The 19482-nt window shown below is 39.2% G+C and carries 19 protein-coding genes; 18 read left to right on the top strand and 1 reads right to left on the bottom strand.

Annotated features, from left to right (window positions below):
* The first annotated feature begins 8 nt into the window (after positions 1–8).
* The 8 genes from nikR (at position 9) to hypA (ending at position 6333) form a co-directional block, all read left to right on the top strand.
* On the top strand, positions 9–422 hold the full coding sequence (gene nikR / locus G6W45_RS03830) for a nickel-responsive transcriptional regulator NikR (RefSeq protein WP_103577425.1): 414 nt from the start codon (positions 9–11) through the stop codon (positions 420–422).
* Between the two features lie 399 nt (positions 423–821).
* A complete protein-coding gene (locus G6W45_RS03825) occupies positions 822–2081 on the top strand; it encodes a DUF2157 domain-containing protein (protein WP_194167571.1) in 1260 nt (419 codons plus the stop codon).
* Positions 2078–2683, top strand: coding sequence for a GDYXXLXY domain-containing protein (locus G6W45_RS03820; protein ID WP_194167570.1), 606 nt, complete (start codon positions 2078–2080; stop codon positions 2681–2683). The genes G6W45_RS03825 and G6W45_RS03820 overlap by 4 nt, the downstream gene beginning before the upstream one ends.
* Before the next feature lie 168 nt (positions 2684–2851).
* Positions 2852–3664: a hydrogenase nickel incorporation protein HypB gene (gene hypB / locus G6W45_RS03815; RefSeq protein WP_103582833.1), complete on the top strand. Its 813-nt coding sequence runs from the start codon at positions 2852–2854 to the stop codon at positions 3662–3664.
* Positions 3664–3903, top strand: coding sequence for a HypC/HybG/HupF family hydrogenase formation chaperone (locus tag G6W45_RS03810; RefSeq protein ID WP_107792962.1), 240 nt, complete (start codon positions 3664–3666; stop codon positions 3901–3903). The genes hypB and G6W45_RS03810 overlap by 1 nt, the downstream gene beginning before the upstream one ends.
* Positions 3903–4991 (top strand): hydrogenase formation protein HypD, encoded by a 1089-nt coding sequence (hypD, locus tag G6W45_RS03805; RefSeq protein WP_194167569.1) that lies wholly within the window; start codon positions 3903–3905, stop codon positions 4989–4991. The genes G6W45_RS03810 and hypD overlap by 1 nt, the downstream gene beginning before the upstream one ends.
* Positions 4992–4999: 8 nt before the next feature.
* Entirely contained in the window at positions 5000–5992 is a 993-nt protein-coding gene (gene hypE, locus G6W45_RS03800) for a hydrogenase expression/formation protein HypE (RefSeq protein WP_194167568.1), read from the top strand.
* Positions 5992–6333, top strand: coding sequence for a hydrogenase maturation nickel metallochaperone HypA (hypA, locus tag G6W45_RS03795; RefSeq protein ID WP_194167567.1), 342 nt, complete (start codon positions 5992–5994; stop codon positions 6331–6333). The genes hypE and hypA overlap by 1 nt, the downstream gene beginning before the upstream one ends.
* A gap of 242 nt (positions 6334–6575) precedes the next feature.
* Here the strand turns inward: hypA and G6W45_RS03790 are convergent, their stop codons facing one another.
* Positions 6576–9041, bottom strand: coding sequence for a YhdP family protein (locus tag G6W45_RS03790; RefSeq protein WP_242039040.1), 2466 nt, complete (start codon positions 9039–9041; stop codon positions 6576–6578).
* A 73-nt stretch (positions 9042–9114) separates the two neighbouring features.
* On the opposite strand from G6W45_RS03790, the gene mltG reads away from it, so the two are divergent.
* The 10 genes from mltG (at position 9115) to G6W45_RS03745 (ending at position 19382) form a co-directional block, all read left to right on the top strand.
* Complete coding sequence (gene mltG / locus G6W45_RS03785; protein WP_194167566.1) at positions 9115–10059, top strand: endolytic transglycosylase MltG; 945 nt, start codon at positions 9115–9117, stop codon at positions 10057–10059.
* 83 nt (positions 10060–10142) lie between these two features.
* Positions 10143–12317, top strand: coding sequence for an NADP-dependent isocitrate dehydrogenase (locus G6W45_RS03780; protein WP_194167565.1), 2175 nt, complete (start codon positions 10143–10145; stop codon positions 12315–12317).
* 4 nt (positions 12318–12321) lie between these two features.
* Positions 12322–13215 (top strand): lactate/malate family dehydrogenase, encoded by an 894-nt coding sequence (locus tag G6W45_RS03775; protein WP_194167564.1) that lies wholly within the window; start codon positions 12322–12324, stop codon positions 13213–13215.
* A gap of 8 nt (positions 13216–13223) precedes the next feature.
* Positions 13224–13535 (top strand): 4Fe-4S dicluster domain-containing protein, encoded by a 312-nt coding sequence (locus G6W45_RS03770; protein WP_085657315.1) that lies wholly within the window; start codon positions 13224–13226, stop codon positions 13533–13535.
* On the top strand, positions 13532–14662 hold the full coding sequence (locus G6W45_RS03765) for a 2-oxoglutarate synthase subunit alpha (RefSeq protein ID WP_194167563.1): 1131 nt from the start codon (positions 13532–13534) through the stop codon (positions 14660–14662). Before G6W45_RS03770 ends, G6W45_RS03765 begins: the two co-directional genes overlap by 4 nt.
* Entirely contained in the window at positions 14652–15497 is an 846-nt protein-coding gene (locus G6W45_RS03760) for a 2-oxoglutarate ferredoxin oxidoreductase subunit beta (RefSeq protein WP_194167562.1), read from the top strand. Before G6W45_RS03765 ends, G6W45_RS03760 begins: the two co-directional genes overlap by 11 nt.
* A complete protein-coding gene (locus tag G6W45_RS03755; RefSeq protein WP_194167561.1) occupies positions 15494–16045 on the top strand; it encodes a 2-oxoglutarate:acceptor oxidoreductase subunit OorC in 552 nt (183 codons plus the stop codon). The genes G6W45_RS03760 and G6W45_RS03755 overlap by 4 nt, the downstream gene beginning before the upstream one ends.
* Positions 16046–16349: 304 nt before the next feature.
* Positions 16350–17051 (top strand): TonB-dependent receptor plug domain-containing protein, encoded by a 702-nt coding sequence (locus G6W45_RS09775; protein ID WP_242039039.1) that lies wholly within the window; start codon positions 16350–16352, stop codon positions 17049–17051.
* Positions 17052–17135: 84 nt separating this feature from the next.
* Positions 17136–18533, top strand: a complete 1398-nt coding sequence (locus G6W45_RS09770; RefSeq protein ID WP_242039038.1) for a TonB-dependent receptor — start codon at positions 17136–17138, stop codon at positions 18531–18533.
* Between the two features lie 90 nt (positions 18534–18623).
* A complete protein-coding gene (locus G6W45_RS03745; protein ID WP_242039037.1) occupies positions 18624–19382 on the top strand; it encodes a class I SAM-dependent methyltransferase in 759 nt (252 codons plus the stop codon).
* Positions 19383–19482 lie beyond the last annotated feature (100 nt).

The following is a 19482-nucleotide window of genomic DNA, read 5'->3' as shown; positions in this document are numbered from 1 at the left end:
AGCAGAAAATGGATAGTGTTATACGTTTTAGTGTTTCTTTACCTAGTCAGTTACTAGACGAACTAGATAAAAAGGTTAGCGAACAAGGCTATGCTTCTAGGAGCGAATTTACGAGGGATTTGATACGCGAAAAGATCGTAAGCGATAGCTGGAAGGACGCTAGTGAGGAGTTGATCGGGGTTTTGACGCTCATTTATATGCATCATCACAACGATTTGGTGAATAAAAAGATGGATATAGAGCATAGCTCTGATGTGAAAATCATCTGCACAAACCATGTTCATGTCGATCACCATAACTGCTTAGAAACGATTTCAATAAGAGGCGAGGCGGGCAAAATTGAACGCTTTGCTGAAAGGATCGCTGGTTTAAAAGGTGTTAAATTTTCTAAACTTACAAAGGCTGCTGTTCCTAAATTTTAGCGTTCTAAAGTCTTTGCGGTGGTAGGAAATTTAGGAGTTTTTAACAAGTATAGCAAGTAGCTGATCTATTATAACAGCGGTGCTTATCACATTTGTCTTTTAAAATAGTTTTTAAGTGGTTTTTGTAGTTTTTTAAATTGATATGGAGTTTTTGCCGATTTGCTCGTGCAAACTCTATATCTTTTCGATCAATGATAATTTGATGGTCATTTACTCTTTTTATTTGGCTTTGACTAAAATTGAAATTTCTAAAAATTTTTTAAACTCATCCAAATATCTATTCTTAGCATTTACGCTATATTTTTATATAATAACAACAAAAATTTGATCCTTATTGCCACATTTTTACGCTGGTTAATAGGCTTCTTATGTTTTAATGAGCTTGCAAAGGAGTTGTTGTTGAACTTTTTAAATAGAATTTTTCTAACAAAAGAGCTGGATCGGTGGCAAAGTGACGGCATAGTTGATAAAGAGACTGCTATAAAAATAGCAAATTTATACGACATCGACCCTGATGCTCATAGCGACAAGATAAGTTTTGTCCTAAAGCTCGTAGCATATCTATTTTTTGCACTAGCCTTTTTTACGCTCGTTGGTGCAAACTGGGAAGAGATACCAAGATTAGGACGTTTAGCACTTGTGTTATTTGTACTCGGACTTGTAAATTTTGGTGGAATTTACTATCTCACAAAGGGAAAGGAAAATCTATCAACGGCGATGTTTTTTCTTGGAAATTTCTGCTTTGGTGCGGCGATTGCTCTTATTGCGCAAATTTATAACATTAGTGATGAGCCAAGCGGCGGTATCTTGCTTTGGAGTATCGGAGCGTTTGCGGTTTCTTTTGCTAGTAAGAAAGGTGTATTGGTAGCCCAAAGCCTTATCTTTGCGACAGTTTGGTTTTTTATGATAGCTTATCAGGGCGACTTTAGCTTTGGCTTTATCATTTTTATAGTGCTTGGCGCATATACGCTTTACAAAGACGACTCAAAATGGCTTGCTTTTGTGCTTTTTATAGATATTTTTATATACATCATTTCATTTTGCGGCTACATTAGTGGTTTTAGGGCGATATTTGATTATGGATTTTTGTTTGGACTTCCGATGGTTGCGATCGTATCTCTATCTTATGCACTTTTACTTATTAGTATTTCGCCGCTACTAGATAAATTTAGAGTAGGGCTTGGCGTATTTACGAAAGAATTTGGTAAAAATTTTGGCGTTTTTGTGTTGTTATTTTGTCTATTTTTATTTGAAGAAAGAAATTTATTTGAGCTTTACGATGAAAAGCTTTGGTTTGTGAAGTCGTTTTTTAAAAGCAATTTTGGCTTTGTCTTTATAATATTTAGTGTTGCTTATTTTGCACTGTTTTTTAAAGAAAAAAACAAGAGCGGTTTGCTGCTTGGGGCACTGCTCGTGTCGTTGCCATTTGTCTTTAGCTACGGTCCTGGCTACGCAAATATATTTTTTTCGCTCGCAAATATCATAACGGCTGCGGTTCTTATCAAAAAGGGTGAGTTAAAACTCGGTCTTTGTATGATATTTTTGGTTGCAGCCGTGAGGTATTTCCAACTCATAGGTGATTATATTGGTGCTACGGCGCTATTTATGGTGTTTGCTTTCATAGTGCTAGTTGTCGCTAGAAAAGGACGTAAAAAATGAAGATAAAAGTATTAATAGTAGCTGTAGTTTTTCAAATTTCGCTTATTGGCATTATGCTTGGCTACGCACTTATGCCACTTTATTTTGGGCAAGAGGTAAGAGTAAGGGTCAATCTTTATGATCCAAGGGATCTTTTTCGCGGAAATTATGTTGATTTGAACTATGATTTTTCAAATTTTCATTCAAGAAATTTTGACGAAAATGATAAAGATGACCGCTATATCGATAAATACGATGAGAGAGTAAGAGATGGAGCTAGAGTTTATGCTGTTTTAAAACCAGATGTTAATGGCACCTACAGCTTTGCTAAATTTAGTATAAGCAAACCAGAGAATGGAGTGTTTTTAGCTGGTAGATATGATGGCTACTCGCTCGTAAAATACGGCATAGAGCACTTTTATATGTCGCCTGATAGTGCAGCTAATACCGAAGATGAAATGAGAGAAGAGGATGTTCATGCGTATGCGATTTTGATGGTGATGGATAATGGCAAGGCTAGATTAAAGGATCTAATAATTCAAAAGAGTGCTGGAAAGAATAGTAAAAAATTATTTGGTGATGAAATTTTTGATAAGTTGGATGAGATTAGGCAAAAAGAGTAAAGTAAATTTAGTCAAAATGCTTGAAAATTTCATTTATATTTTTAAATTTAAATAGAAATTTAAATAAATTAATTAATTTTGATCTATTTGCAAAAACTCCTAAATTTTAATTTTATTTTTAAATTTAAGAGTTAAAATCTCCATAAATTAATAAAAAAGGATGAAAAAATGTGTAAAGATTGCGGTTGTTCAATGGGTAATCACGCCCACGCCCACACTCACGCTGATGGCACCACTCACTCGCACCCACACACTCATGATGGACATACAGATCACGCTCATGACGCGCACGAACATAGCCACGAGGCTCACGCACACCCTGTGCTAAACGAGAGCAAAACTATAGACGTGATAGAGAAAATTCTCTCCGAAAACGACAAAGAGGCCGCTCACAACAGAGCCCATCTTGATGAGAAAAAGATACTTTGCGTAAATTTAATGAGTAGCCCAGGTGCTGGTAAGACGACGCTTTTAGAAGCTACGATAAAGGCTGGTAAGTTTAAAATAGGCGTTGTTGAGGGCGATCTTGAGACAAATCAAGATGCTGATCGCATAGTAAAAGCTGGCGCAAAGGCTCATCAGATAAGCACAGGTCAGACCTGTCACTTAGACGCGTTTATGGTACATGAAGGGCTTCATCATCTGCCACTAAACGAGCTTGATCTAGTCTTTATAGAAAATGTTGGAAATTTAGTCTGCCCTGCAAGCTACGACGTTGGCTCACATTTTAACGCTGTGCTTCTTTCAGTACCAGAGGGCGATGATAAGGTGAGCAAATATCCAGTGATGTTTAGGGCTGCTGATGTGCTTCTTATCACAAAAGCTTCGCTTGCACCGCACTTTGACTTTGATATCGAGCGAGTGAAAAACGACGCTAGAAAGCTAAATCCAAAGGTCGATATCTTTGTGATAGATAGCAAAACAGGCGAAGGAATCGACAAATGGATAAGTTATTTGGAATTTAAAAAAGAGCTAAGATAATGTGCCTCTCGATCCCTTCAAAAGTAATAGAAATAGATGAAAATAACGTTGCTACCGTTGAGACCTTGGGCGTTACTAGAAAGGTAAGCTTGGATCTTATCTCTGACGAGGTAAAAGTTGGCGAATACGTGCTAATCCACGTTGGATACGCTATGCAAAAGATCGATACGCAGTTTGCGCTTGAGAGCTTAGAGGTCTATCAAAAGATCGCTGATGATATGAACGCGGGGAAAATTTGATGGATCTTATCAATGACTTTCGCGATAAAAATTTAATCCTAGCCCTTTCAAAGCTCATCCAAAAAGAGAGCACAAAGCCCCTAAATATCATGGAAATTTGTGGCGGTCATACGCATAGCATTATGAAATTTGCACTGCCAAGCTTAGCTGGAGAGCATATAAATTTCATCCACGGCCCAGGCTGTCCGGTCTGCGTGATGCCAAAGAGCCGCATAGATGAGGCCTGTAAGCTAGCTAGCATGGATAATGTGATCTTTTGCACGCTAGCTGACATGCTAAGAGTGCTTGGCTCAAAGACAAGCTTGCAAAAGCTTCGTGGCGAGGGGCATGATATAAGGGCACTTTACACGCCACTTGATGCGCTAAATATAGCTAAGCAAAACCCAGATAAAAAGGTCATATTTTTTGCCATAGGCTTTGAGACGACAACGCCAATGAGCGCAAATTTGGTTGAAAAAGTGGTGCAAGAGGACATTAAAAATTTATACTTTCACATAAATCATGTAACCGTTCCAGCTCCAGTTAGAGCTATAATGAGTGATGAAAACGTGAGGATAGATGCATTTCTAGGCCCAAGCCACGTGAGCGTTATCACTGGAAGTAAAATTTACAAAGAGCTAGCGAGCGAGTTTAAAAGACCGATCGCCATTAGCGGTTTTGAGCCACTTGACATCATGGCAAGTGTGCTAAATTTAGTCCGTCAGCAAAACGCAGGCACTTATGAAGTCTATAACGAGTATGCAAGGGCGGTTAAAGAAGAGGGCAACGTCAAGGCAAAAGAGCTCATCGCTAAGTACTTTGAGCCGTGCGACTTTGTCTGGAGAGGCCTTGGCGAGATAGCGCAAAGTGGCATGAAACTAAAAGATGAGTTTGCCTATCTTGACGCCAGAGTGCAGTTTGACTGCAGTGTAGAGAGTGCCGGCGAGAGCAAGGCTTGCATTTGTGGGCAAATTTTAAGAGGGTTAGCAAAGCCAACAGAGTGCAAAGTCTTTGGCAAGGTTTGCAACCCGCAAAATCCGATAGGATCGTGCATGGTCTCAAGCGAGGGCGCTTGTGCGGCATATTTTAAATATGCAAGAGTTGGTTAAGGAATTTAATGAAAAAGATAATGCTAAGCCACGGCGGTGGCGGCGAGGAGATGAACTCGCTTATAAACGAGACGATATTTAAAATTTTTGATAACGAAATTTTAAGGCAGAGCAACGACTCAGCGATACTAAATTTAAACGGCAAGATCGCATTTAGCTCTGATAGCTTTGTGGTAACTCCCATTTTTTTTAATGGTGGCGACATCGGTAAGATCGCAGCTTGCGGCACGATAAACGACCTAGCGATGGTTGGAGCAAGCGCAAAATACCTAAGCTGCTCGCTAATCATCGAAGAGGGACTTAGCATAGAGGAGCTTGAGCGTGTGCTTGGCTCGCTTGCAAAAACTTGTAAAGAGAGTGGAGTGAGTGTAGTTTGTGGCGATACAAAGGTCGTGCCAAAGGGCAAATGCGATAAAATTTTCATAAACACAGCAGGCATTGGCGAGATAGTTTGCGAGGGTGTGGAGCTTAAAAATTTAAAAGCAGGGGCAAAAATTCTCATCTCTGGAGATGTTGGCAGACACGGAGGCGTGGTGCTAGCAGCAAGAGAAGAATTTGAGCTTGGGCTTGATCTAAAAAGTGACTGCAAGAGCTTAAAAGAGGTTGCTTTGAGGCTATTTGAGGCTGGCATAAAACCGCAATGCATGCGTGATGCGACAAGAGGCGGACTAAGTGCAGTGCTAAATGAATGGACTAAATTTGCTAAATTTGACATCTTGGTTTTTGAAGAAAATATCAAGGTCGCAGACGAAGTGATGGGCATTTGTGAGCTTTTTGGATTTGAGCCTTATGAGCTTGCAAATGAGGGCACTTTTGTGATGGCTGTCGATGAGAGCCAGGCTGAGGACGCACTTAAAATTTTAAGAGAATTTGACAAAAACGCGATGATAATAGGCGAGGTCTTGGAAGCTAAAAACGAGCGTGTCATCATCGAAAATGCCTATAAATCAAGAAGATTTCTCGAGCCGCCAAAGGGCGAACTACTACCAAGGATTTGCTAATGCACGAGCTTAGTATCGTTCAAAATTTAGTTAGCCTTTGCGAGAAAAACGCCGCCAAAGAAAACGCCAAAGAGATAAACAAGATCAAGATAAAGGTTGGCCGTTTAAGCGGAGTGGAGCCTCATTATTTACAGAGCGCTTTTGACGTTTATAAGACTGGCACGATCTGTGAAAACGCTGAGCTTGTCATAAATTTACAAGGCATTGTTATTGAGTGTTTGGATTGCGGATTTGGCGGAGAGCTTAATGAAAATGACTTTACTTGCCCAAAGTGCAAAAGCCAAAATTTAAAGGTGACTGACGGCGAGGATATGTATCTGATGCGCCTTGAGATGAAGTAAATTTTACATATTTTTATATGTAAAATTTTATGTTTTTATTTAAATATTTTAATAGCACTAGTATCAAAAAATAGCTATCAAAACCTTGATCTTTAGCTTTTGATATCTTTTGACTAGTAAAATTTAAGCATTACGCACTTTATGAGCCGAGGATAATATATATAATCAAAAATGAGTGCCCACTTTTAGTTTTAGAAGTAGTCAATAATTTTTCTATAATTTCTGTGCGTTGCAGATTTAAACTACTCAAATATCAAAAACGGAGCCTGAATCACGTTTCTTATTATCTTTAGTGGTGAGAGCAGGGCGTCTTGCAGGATCTTCGTCGAGTACTCAGGCTTATCGGTAGTGCCACGTATGGCGATGACGGTTGAGAGCGAGCGGTCCTTGCCAAGGATTATTTGATTTACCAGTGGAATTTTATCGATGATACTGCTGGCATCTTTTAGTAGCTTTAGCTCAAGGTCGATGTTTATCTTTTTACTCTTTAGATCGATCGTACCACGTCCGCCGATATCAGCGCTTGTGCCTATCATTTCAATCGCCAAAAACTCAATCATATCGCCATTTCTAGTGAGTAAAATTTTACCATTTTTAACAGTAAAGCCTTTGTCATTAAAGTCAGGCGTTTTAAAGCTAAGAAGCGATGGAACGGAGTTTAAAAAGCTAAGTAGCCTTTGATAAAAGATATAATCCTTTAAAAAAGTATCAAAAAATCTCACCTCTGCCTTGAAATTCTTAGAGTTTTCTCCAAGTAGTTTCAGGCGAAATTTACCACCCTCAAAGCTCTTGATGCCAAAAAGGTCGTTGATAAATTCTCCGCTTATGTCGGTTGCGTCTAAATTTATACTCTTTTCATCGTTAAAATAGCCAACTCTTCCTTGCTGCGCCAGCCCATTTAGCGAGGTGCTTTTGCCCTTTTTCTCGGCACTAAAGCTAGCAAATGGCAAGGTCTTGTTTAGATCCCTTAAAACGATATCGCCATTTTTTGCTAAAAGCTCAAGCGGCGTGCTTTGCTCGCTGGTTTTGTTATCATCAAGCACTAGCAAATTTAGATCTTTGGTTTTTACGTTTATGGCTTTTTCTTTTATGTCTAGGCTTAGCTTTTTGCTTGCGCTATCTACCTTCACACCAGCTTTTGAGACTAAAATTTTAAGATCATCGTTTTCATATTTTGAGCCATTTTTATCTAAAAACGGCAAGTCAAAGTTTGCCTCTTTGGCAAAAATTTCAAGATCAGTAAAATCCTTACTTTTTATACTAAGTTCATCAAAACCATGCACGCCGTTTTGCTTTAAAACAGGCGAGCTCTCTATGAAAAATTTACTATTTTTTGTTGATATTTTACTTTCACCGCCAAAGCTCATATCAATTCCAAATGGCTCTATCTTAAGCAAAGTTTCATCAGCCTTGCCAAAGTCCAAAAATGCGCTAAATGGCTCATTTTTAAAGGCTAAAATTTCATCATTTTTTTCTTTTAGATCAAAGCTTTCTATCATGCCTTTTATCTCGCCAGTACTTTTTTGTAAATTTATATCAGCCTTAGCATTTGCTTTAAAAAACTCAAGCCCAAAGCCAGTAGCATCGATGCTTAAATTTGTCGTATTTATGAGCTTTACAAGGGCGCCTTTAGCGTTAAATTTACTTCCAGCGATCTCTAAAACCGCATCACTTAGCTTAAATTCTCCATTTGCAATGACGCTTTTTTCGTCAAAATTTTCTAAGCTTTTCTCATCAAGCTTTATCAAAATTTTTAAGCTAGCATCCATTTTTCCGCTAAGCTGCCTTACTGGCACGATGATCTTATAGGCTTTTAATATCTCATTTATAGCTTCATCATAGATCGATTTTGTCTTTATAAAAAGCTCTAAATTTGCGCTTTTTTCATCAAAGATATTATTTATCACAACGCTTGAGCCATCAAGTTTTTTACCCTTGTAAATAGGCGAGAAAAGATCAAATTTAAGCTTTGAGTTTTTAAGCGTGATATTTGCCTCGCCTACATTTACGGCTGGCAAGCCTTTTTCAAATTTAACGAGCAAATTTTTAGTATTTGCGGTGGCATTTAGATCATTTAGATAAAAGTCATTTTTAGCTAGATCAGCCTTGCCATTTATCTCTTTTAGCTCGTAATCATCAGCAACGATGTATCCATATATCCAGTTTTTAACTTCACTATTTAGCTCTATGCGTCTATCAAGCTCATCAATGAAGTTTTTAATGCTTCCAGCCTCGACATCGTAAGCTTTGTAGGTTAAAAATGTATCTTTTAGGGCAAAATTTAGCTTACCATGCAGCTCATGAGAGGTGAAATTTCCCTCAAATTTATAGTCATTTTTATCAAAATCTGCACTTCCTTCGCCGCTAATGCTGACGTTAAAATCCTTAAAGCTTAAATTTCTAACACTAAAAAGATCTATTCCATCTTGCTGTTCGTTTTGGAATTTAATATCCACATTTAAATAAGGGCTATCAACAAAAAATATATCATCTAAAAATAGAATTTTTAGTTTAAAATCATCGCCTATTTGCACATTTTCAAGTGAAATTTCTTGAAAAATCGTATCTATAAAATCTACGCTTTTACTGAGATTTAAAAGGCGCTCATCGCTGCTTTTTTGCTTGCTTTCTTTCTTAAAATTTGGGAGCCTTATCTGCTTTGCTCTTGCAATTATTTTTTTATCTAATTTTATATATAATTGCTCCAATTTTACGCCGTAAAACTCGAAATCGTTAATTTTTATGCCGTATTTTAAAAGTAAGATAAATGAAAGAATCAAGATGATAAAAAATTTTATGAAAAAGCCATATTTAGACATTTTTTTTGATATCGTAGCCATCATTTTCCTAAGTATTTTTGTCTATTTGGCACGCCCTATAAACACAAGCAAGGTCGTTTTTATACCAAAGGGAAGTGTGGGCGAGATTATATCTTATTTAGCTAATCGCAACTTTAACTTAAGCGTGATAGACAAATACGCCATACTTTTTATCGGCTCTCCACAATCTGGCTGGATAGAGATTGGCCAAGATAAAATTTCAAGGGTTGATTTTTTAAAAAAACTTGCAAAATCAAAAGCAGCTTTAACTGAGATAACGCTAATACCAGGCGAAACGACTATCGTTTTTTTAAACCAGATCGCCGCCCAGCTAGGACTTGATCCCATTAAGCTAAATAGCGAATATAACGCTCTTGCTCCAGTGAGTGATGGCTTTTTGATGCCAAATACATATAAAATTCCAATAGGCATCAGCGAAAGGCACCTTGCTTTTTATCTTGTAAATTCATCAAAAAAGGCTCAAAGCGAGATCAGCAATAAAATTTTTGGCGAATACAACGAGAAAAAATGGTTTAAAATTTTAACGATCGCTTCGATCATCCAAAAAGAAGCGGCAAATGAAGCTGAGATGCCACTAGTTGCTTCAGTTATATATAACCGCCTAAATAAAGGCATGAGGCTGCAAATGGACGGCACATTAAACTATGGAATTTATTCACACGATGTGATCACGGCTGAGCGCATAAGAAGTGATATGAGCGAGTTTAATACCTATCTAAACGACGGTATTCCGCCAAGTCCAGTCTGCTCGGTCTCGATAAGTGCGATCAAGGCGGCGATAAACCCTGCAAAGAGCGATTATTTATACTTTGTGCTTGACAAAAAGGCGAAAAAACACATTTTTTCAAAAACCTTAAGCGAGCACAACCAAAATATAGGAAAATAGAGCTAGAATTTGCGGCAAATGCCTAAAATACAACGAGATTTAATAAAGAAAGTGATAAATTTTAAAAAATTAAAAGGGCTAAAATGAGTGACATTATCTGGACAAAAACTGACGAGGCACCGCTTTTTGCAAGCTACTCTCTCTTTCCTATCGTAAAGAGCTTTTTGTCACGTGCTGACATTAGCATAACTAGGGCCGATATTAGCCTAGCTGGGAGAATTTTATCTCTTTTTAGCAAAGAGCTTGGACTAAATAAGGCCGATGAGCTAGAACTTTTAGGCGAGCTTACCAGTCATAAAGAAGCAAATATCATAAAACTGCCAAACATCTCAGCTACGCTCGTTCAGCTAAAAGCAGCGATAGAGGAGCTAAGAAGTAAGGGCATAAATGTGCCTTTTTATCCAGATGAAATCATCACAGACTACGACGAAGAGGTTGCTAAAAAATACCAAAAAGTGCTAGGAAGTGCAGTAAATCCAGTGCTAAGACAAGGAAACTCAGATAGAAGAGTCTTATCACCTGTTAAAGAATTTGCCAAAAAACATCCGCATAGCAACGGTGACTGGGACAAGGCAAATAAGACAAAAATTTGCTACATGCAAAAGGGTGATTTTTATGAGAATGAGCGCTCAATAATCGCTAGCAAAGATGAGAAATTTTATGTAAATTTCATAAGTAAAGAGGGTAAAAAAGAGCTTTTAAAAGAGCTTACCGTTCAAAGCGGTGAGATTGTAGATGCAACATATTTAAGCGTAGATGAGCTAGATAAATTTTATGAAAGCTGTTTTGAAGAGGCAAAAAAAGAGAATTTGACCTTGAGCCTGCACCTAAAATGCACGATGATGAAGGTTAGCGATCCAGTCATCTTTGCTCATGCGATAAAGAGCTATTTTAAAGATGTTTTTGAGCTGTTTGGCAATGAGTTTAAAACTCACGGCGTTGAGGCAAAAAATGGCTTAAAAGATATGTTTTCTAAAATTTCACAGCTTAAAAATAAAGATGAAATTTTGGCTAAATTTGATGAAATTTTGAGCAAAAAGGCAAAAATTTGGGCACTAAATGAAAATGCTAGCAACTTCGACGTGCCAAATGACGTCATCATCGATGCCTCTGTGCCAGCGCTTATTAGAAACTCAGGGAAAGTAAAAGATAGAAGCGGCGAGCTAAATTTCTCGCTTTGCATGATCCCAGATAGGACCTATGCTAGGGCTTATGAGGCCTGCGTGGCGGACTTTAAGGAGCATGGCGCGCTTGATGTGAGCAAGATCGGCAGCGTAGCAAACGTGGGACTAATGGCTAAAAAGGCCGAGGAGTACGGCAGCCACGATAAGACCTTTATTGCAAAAGAGGATGGAGAATTTGTAGTTTTTGATGAGGCTGGCGAGAATGTCTTTAAATTTAGCGTCAAAAGTGGCGATATTTTTAGGATGACGCAGGCAAAAGACGATGCGATAAATGCGTGGTTTGAGCTTGCTTTAAAAAGAGGCGAAATCTCAAAAGATGAGCTTATATTTTGGCTAGATAGCAGCCGTGCACATGATAGAAATTTGATAGCTAAATTTGAAAGATTTAAAGAGAAATTTGCTAACGCTGGCGTAAAATTTGAAATTTTAAACTACGAGCAAGCGACTACAAAAACGCTTGAGGCAATAAGAGCTGGCAAAAACGTTATAAGCGTAACTGGTAACGTTTTAAGAGATTATTTAACCGATCTTTTTCCGATCTTTGAGCTAGGTGGCAGCTCAAAAATGCTCTCAGTTGTGCCGCTACTTGCTGGTGGAGCGATGTTTGAAACAGGTGCTGGCGGAACGGCCCCAACGCTTGTAAAAGAGCTAAAAGAGAAAAACCATCTACTTTGGGATAGCTTAGGCGAGTTTTTAGCGCTTAGTGCTTCGCTTGAACATCTAGCATTTGCTAAGCAAAAAAAAGAGGCAAAAGAGCTAAGTGATGCGCTAAATAGAGCGGTTGCTAGCTATCTAGATGAAAACAAAACGCCAAATGCCACTCTTGATACCAGGGAGTCACACTTCTATCTAGCGCTATTTTGGGCAAGAGAGATGGCAAAAAGTGGCGGAATTTTAAGTGAAAATTTTGAAAATTTAGCAGACGAGCTAGAAAAAAATGGGAGCGAAATTTTAAAAGAGATAAGACAAGATGATGGTGCAAGCGTGGAATTTGGCGGATATTATTTGCCAGATGAAGTGAGGGCAAATGAGGTCATGAGACCAAGTAAAATTTTAAATCAAATAATAGGATGAGAAAATGAAAATAAGTATAGTTGGAGCTGGAAACGTCGGTGCGAGCATAGCATATGCGCTTTGTATGAGAGAAGTTTGCGATGAGATCGCGCTTGTGGATATATTTGGTGACGTGGCACGTGCAAAAGCGATCGATCTAGCGCAGTCAAGCTGCGTTTTTAATGCTAAAACTACCGTTTGCGGTGGCGATGACTTTATGCTAATAGAGGGCAGTGATATCGTAGTGGTAACTGCTGGAAGCCCAAGAAAAGAGGGTCAAACAAGAGAGGACTTGCTCCTTAAAAACGCCGTAGTCGTAAAACAAACAGCTCAAAATATCGCAAAATTTGCACCAAATGCGGTGATAATAGTTGTGACAAATCCGCTTGATGTGATGGTCTGGACGGCTCATAAATTTAGTGGTTTTAGTAAAAATAAAGTGATCGGCATGGCTGGTGAGCTTGATGGCGCAAGATGCAGATATGAGCTAGCGCTTCTAAAAGATAAAGATGCAAAAGAGCTAAAGACAAAGATAATTGGTGCTCACAACGACGAGATGATCGTATCTGCTAGCAACATTAGCGAAAGCTTAAACGAAAATGAGTTGGCAATTCTTAAAAAAGAGACAAGCACAGGTGGCGCAAAGATCGTTAAGCTTCTTGGCACTTCAGCTTACTACGCACCAGCGGCTGCAGTTGTGAAAATGTGTGAAGCGATCATGGGCAAGAGTGATGAAATTTTAAGTGCTAGCGTGCTTCTTGATGATGAGCTAAGTTGCGGCAGGCTAGTAAGGCTTGGACGTGAGGGCTTAAAAGAAATTTTAGAGCTAAATATAAATGAAAGCGAGCAAGAGCAGCTAAGTAAAAGCGAAGCTGATATTAGAAAAAACATTAAATTTTTAAAAGAAAATTTGGATTAGGAATATAGATGATAATAAAAGAAAATGTACCTGTTTGGGTCGATGAGAGCAGGTGTAAAGCCTGTGATGTCTGTGTGAGCTACTGCCCAGCAGGCGTGCTAGCGATGAGGCTTGAGCCAAAGGCGGTGCTTGGTAAGATGATAGAGGTCGTCTATGCTGACTCATGTATAGGCTGTCGCGACTGTGAGCTTCACTGTCCTGATTTTGCCATTTATGTGGCTGAAAAAGGCTTTAAATTTGCAAAACTAACTGCTGAGAGCAAAGAGCGAGCTGCGGCCGTAAAGGCAAATAAATTTGCAAAGCTTGGAGAGAGCGCATGAGAGAGCTAGTATCAACTGGAAACGCCCTAGTAGCAAGGGCTGCGGTCGAGTGTGGCTGTAACTTCTTTGGCGGATATCCTATCACTCCAAGTAGCGAGATCGCCCACGAGCTAAGTGTGCTTTTGCCAAAACATGGCGGCACATTTATACAAATGGAAGATGAGATAGCTGGAATTTCAGTTTCTCTTGGCGCAAGTGCGAGTGGCGCTAAGGCGATGACTGCAAGTTCTGGTCCAGGAATTTCACTAAAGGCTGAGCAAATAGGCCTTGGCTTTATCGCAGAGATACCGCTCGTCATAGTAAATGTCATGCGCGGTGGCCCTTCAACTGGCCTACCAACCCGCGTCGCACAAGGCGATATCTTGCAGGCTAAAAACCCAACTCACGGCGATGTAAATATGATTGTTTTGGCCCCTAGCAGTCTAGAGGAGTGCTATACGCAGACTGTGCGTGCGTTTAACCTTGCAGCTAGGTTTATGACGCCAGTTATGCTGCTACTTGATGAGACGATAGGCCATATGCAAGCAAGGGTGCGTTTGCCAGAGATTAGCGAGCTAGAAATTTATAAAAGAAGAGAATTTAGTGGCGAGCCAAAAGAGTATAAACCTTACGAGGCCGCACCAGATGAGCCAGCCACGCTAAATCCTTTCTTTAAAGGCTATCACTACCATATAACAGGGCTTCATCACGGAGCTACTGGCTTTCCAACAGAAGATGGAAAGATCGTTGAATACTCGATGAATAGGCTATTTAATAAGATAAATTTACACACTGATGAGTGCGAGAAATATGAAGAATTTATGCTTAACGACGCAGAAATTTGTATCATCGCCTTTGGTAGTGTGGCGCTTTCAGCCAAGCAAGCGATATTAAATTTACGTGAAAAAGGGCTAAAAGTAGGGCTATTTAAGCCACTCACACTTTTTCCAGCTCCAACTAAAAAGCTAAAAGAGATATCAAATAAATTTAAGAAAATTTTAGTCTGCGAGCTAAATTTAGGTCAGTATAGTGGCGAAATTTCAAAGATCACCTTAAGAGATGACTTTGCAAAACTGCTAAAAGCAAATGGTAGGCCGATAAGCCCAAGCGAGATCGAGGCGAAAATAGGAGAAATTTATGGCTTTTAATTATGATAAATATTTACGAACAGATAAAATGCCTACTCTTTGGTGCTGGGGCTGTGGCGACGGCGTCATACTAAAAGCGCTTATCCGCGCTATCGATACCATGGGCTGGGATATGAACGACGTTTGCGTGGTCTCAGGCATAGGCTGCTCTGGCCGCTTTAGCGGATATCTTGACTGCAATACCATCCACACAACTCACGGTAGAGCCGTAGCATATGCTACTGGCGTAAAGATGGCAAACCCAGAGAAGCACGTCATCGTAGTAACTGGCGACGGCGACGGACTAGCGATCGGAGGCAACCACACGATACATGGATGCCGCCGAAATATCGGGCTAAATCATATATTAATCAACAACTTCATCTATGCGCTAACCAACTCGCAAACCAGCCCAACCACTCCAAAGGGCATGTGGACGGTCACAGCGCAATACGGCAACATCGATCCTAGCTTTGACGCCTGTAAGCTCGCAACTGCCGCAGGAGCTAGCTTTGTCGCGCGTGGAAGCGTCATCGAGCCAGAGAAGCTTACAAAGCTCTTTGTAGAGGGCTTTAGCCACGATGGATACAGCTTTTTTGATGTATTTTCAAACTGCCACATAAATTTAGGCCGCAAGAACAAAATGGGCGAGGCGGTGAAAAATTTAGAGTGGATAAAGGGTCGCACGACTAGCAAGGTCAAATTTGACATGCTAGATGGCGAAGAAAAAAAGGGCATTTTCCCACTTGGCGTGCTTCACAAAGATGAAGAAAAGATCGAATACACCAAGGCTTACGACATGGTAAGAAGGGCTGCAATGAGCAATGAAGCGATAAATTTTGAGGAGCTAGCATGAAGTCACAACTAAGATTTGTCGGCGTTGGCGGACAGGGCGTCATACTAGCAGGCGAGATCCTCTCAGCTGCCAAGATAAAAGCTGGCGGATACGGTGTGAAGGCCTCTACCTACACATCTCAGGTGCGTGGCGGCCCAACGAAGGTCGATATCATACTTGACGAGAAAGAAATTTTATATCCTTATGCAAACGAGGGCGAGATAGACTTTATGCTTGCTACTGCACAGATAAGCTATAACGCCTTTAAAAGCGGTGTGAAAGAGGGCGGTGCGATCGTTGTCGAGCCAAATTTGGTAAAAGTGAGCGATGAAGACAAAAAGCGCTGGAAAATTTATGAAATCCCTATCATCTCTATCGCAAAAGACGAGGTCGGAAATGTCATCACACAAAGCGTCGTGGCCCTTGGTGTGGCTGTGGCTATGAGCAAGTGCATGGATGAAAATTTAGTGCGTGAAGAGATGCTAGCAAGCGTGCCTGAGAAAGTCAAAGAGGCAAATGCCAAAGCTTACGAGCTAGGTCTAAAATACGCAAAAGAGCTTTTAGAATAAATTTTGGCTAATTTTTAGCCAAAATTCCTACTAAAAATAAAAAAATTAGCCTTTATTATATTTTTATCAATTATTACTTTTCTTAAAACCTAAAGCATTATTTGTCGATATAAAAGATTATATTTTATAGTATTTATTTATCTTGCTAAAGCTATGAAATTTTTTAAAAATCGTTCTTATGATGCCTTATTTTAGCTTTCTTAAATAAAATATATTTTTAAATATTTAATAAGTTAATAAATTATATTTAATATTTCGTTTTAGTAACATTTCAGATGTAAAATTTTTATAAAAGGAGTAAAAATTGAGTTACAAAATCTCGGTTGCAACATGTGCTGCACTTTTGATGTGCAGTGGTTTTTTAAGTCAAGTTTTTGCTGTGCAAACGACAAAACTTGAGGGTATCGAAGTAAATTCAGTTGGTGACAACATCAGCGAGAGTGGTATCGATGAGGGAATTTTAAGCAAAAGAGTAGCCGCTGGTCCTTTGGCTGACAAAAAAGTTTTAGATATGCCTTATCAAGTAAATACGATCTCAAAAGAGGTTCTTGATAACCAAGGCGTTCAAGGTTTTGAAGATGCAGTTAGGTACTTTCCTTCAGCTTCTATTCAATATCGTGGCGGTGGCGATGTTGGTCGTCCGCAAACTCGCGGTTTTCAAGGTTCAGTCGTAGGTAACGTCCTTTGGGACGGCTTTTACTCTACATCAACCACAGCTATACCTATGGCGATGTTTGAGAGCTTACAAATCCAAAACGGACTTGCTGGCTCGCTTTATGGTGGTGCCACGCCTTCTGGATATTTCCTCTACTCTCGTAAGCGCCCAGTCCCGCTTCAAAATATCATCTGGACTGATTACAGCTCAAGGTCAAATTTGGGCTTAGGTCTTGATACTTCAAATAAATTTGAAAAAGTCGGATATAGAGGTGTCTTTTACTATTCAGGCGGTGAAAAGAATGCCAAAGATAGTAAATTTTTCTCGTCGTTTAGCCTCACTTGGACTTGATTTTACCTTACAGAGAATTTAACACTTGAGACAAACTTTAGCCATTACGAGCATAAAAATTCAGGTATGCCGGGTGGATTTAGTATGCCATTAACTAATGGAGTGGCGAATTTTGATGTACCAAGCCCTGTAAAAGATACTAAAAGAGGACTTGAGCAGTCTTTTGGTGGCAATCACCTTAAAACAACGACAGCTAGCGTAAAACTAAAATATGCTCCAACAGAGAACTGGTATTTTGAAGGTGGCTATCAGTGGCAAAAGGCTATCCGTGATATGTATGGCACCGATGGAAAATTCTTAAATCAAAATGGAGATTATGAAGTTACTAAAAGTGGTGGTAGTGGTGCATCTGGTAGATTTGATGTAGACAGCTGGTTTTTAAAAGGTTTGACAAATTTTGAAACAGGTCCTTTATCACATAATTTTGCCGTAGCTACAAATGGATACCGCTGGACTATTTATAGTGCTAGAAATAGAGGTGAAGAAAGAGTACTTGGTAACTCAAATTTATATCATCCAGTAATATTTAATAATCCACATGTAAAAAAAGGAAGTGGTAGGTATAAAAATAGTAGTAGCGATATGAAAAATATTTCTGTTGTTGATGATATTAAATTTAATGACTACTTTAGCACTATCTTGTCAGTCTCAAGAAGCTGGTTTACAAGCTATAAGCTAGATCCATCTAAAGAGAAAAACTATGATAAAAGTGGCTTTAACTACGGTGTAAGCCTTGTCTATAAGCCAGTTGAAAACATAAGTCTTTATACTACTTATGCAGATAGTATTACAAGTGAAGGCTCTATTTATGAGTTTAGAGGGGGGGCTAGAAAAGGTGATGTTTTATTTGTATATCCTGTAAGAAGCAAACAATATGAGATCGGTGCAAAAGCTAGACTAGGTGAGCTTGATTTATCAGCTGCGATCTTTGAGATCAAACGTCCAGTAGCATATCTAGTCGGTAGCGGAGCAAATGCAGAGTATAAAATTCAAGGCACACAAAGAAACCGCGGCTTTGAGCTAACTACTGGCGGAAAGCTTGTTGATACATTAAGTATGTATGGTGGCTTTACACTTCTTGATGCTAAGATAAAAAATGCTAAAGATGGCGTATCTGAAGGCAAAACAGTTATCGGTGAGCCAAAATTTCAAGCAAATGTCTTGTTTGATTATGCTGTGCCAAATACAAACAAACTTGCATTTACAACAAATTTCCACTACACAGGCAAACGCTACATCGACAATGCTAATGCTCATAGCGTAAATGGCTACTTCACAACCGATATTGGAGCTAGATACACTACAAAAGCTTGGCTAGGCAAAGAGACAGCTATAAGATTTGACATAAATAACCTCTTTGATAAAAAATACTGGGCGGGAATGTTCCCATCTGATGTGGATGGTGCAGTTGCTGGACGCGGAACTTCGCTTTTCTTAGGACAAAGCAGAACCTTCATGCTTTCAGCTCAAGTTAAATTCTAAAACCAAAACTAAAGCCAAATTTATTTTGGCTTTAGGCTCTTTAAATTTGTCCTTTTTGTAGGGTAAATTTAAATAACCAAAGGGAGAAAGATGCAAGGGCTGGTTGATTATCAAGCGATTTTGGAGCGAGTGTTTTTGCCTACTTTGCAAAAAGTAAAGGGCAAAGATGGTGGCGTAAATTGGGACGATGTCGCAAATATGTATAACGAGATGACGCGCATGGAGGCAGCTTCTACGCTAAATTTACTCTCAAACCTGCCTATCACAAAAGATGATAGCGTGCTTGACGTGGGATGTGGTCCAGCAAGGCTTAGCGTGCCACTTGCAAAGCTAGCAAAGAGCGTAAGTGCGCTAGATCCGTTTGCAAAAATGCTTGAGTATGCCAAGAAAAATGCAAAAGAGGCTGGAGCGAAAAATATAAATTTCATCCAAAAAGACTGGAGTGATGAGCAGAGTTTAAAAGATATACCAAAACACGATATCGTACTAGCATCACGCTCAGTTGGGCTTTTTGATATAAAAAAGCTTTGCAAATTTGCTAAAAAATATGTCGTGATGACCTCTTTTTTAATGGATTATCCAAGCTTAAAAACGTTCTGGCAAGACTTCTTAAAAGGGATAAAAGATGAAAAAGAGGCAGGTCTTAGTGATAGGAGATTTGGCTACAACTTTATCTTTAACATCGCTTACGACATGGGAGCAAATCCAAATTTAAAGATAATAGATACCATTTTTGAGAGGGATTTTGCTAGCCTTGAAGAGGCGTTTTCTTATTTTAGATTTGTCGGTGAGATCGCGCCCGAAAAAGAAGAAATTTACAAACGAAACGTAGAAGAAGTATCTTATTAAAACAAATGACGGATATAAATTTAAAAGAGCAACAAAGAGCTATCTCATCTGGTGGGACGTGCGGGAGATGAAAATTGAGTAGCCAAAAGATCATTTTCGC

Origin of the sequence: Campylobacter concisus, from assembly GCF_015229955.1 — a bacterium.
In the GTDB taxonomy this organism is placed as follows: Bacteria; Campylobacterota; Campylobacteria; order Campylobacterales; family Campylobacteraceae; genus Campylobacter_A; species Campylobacter_A concisus_AT.
Note: the sequence above shows the minus strand (reverse complement) of the source record. Positions and strands in the feature narration are given on the sequence as shown.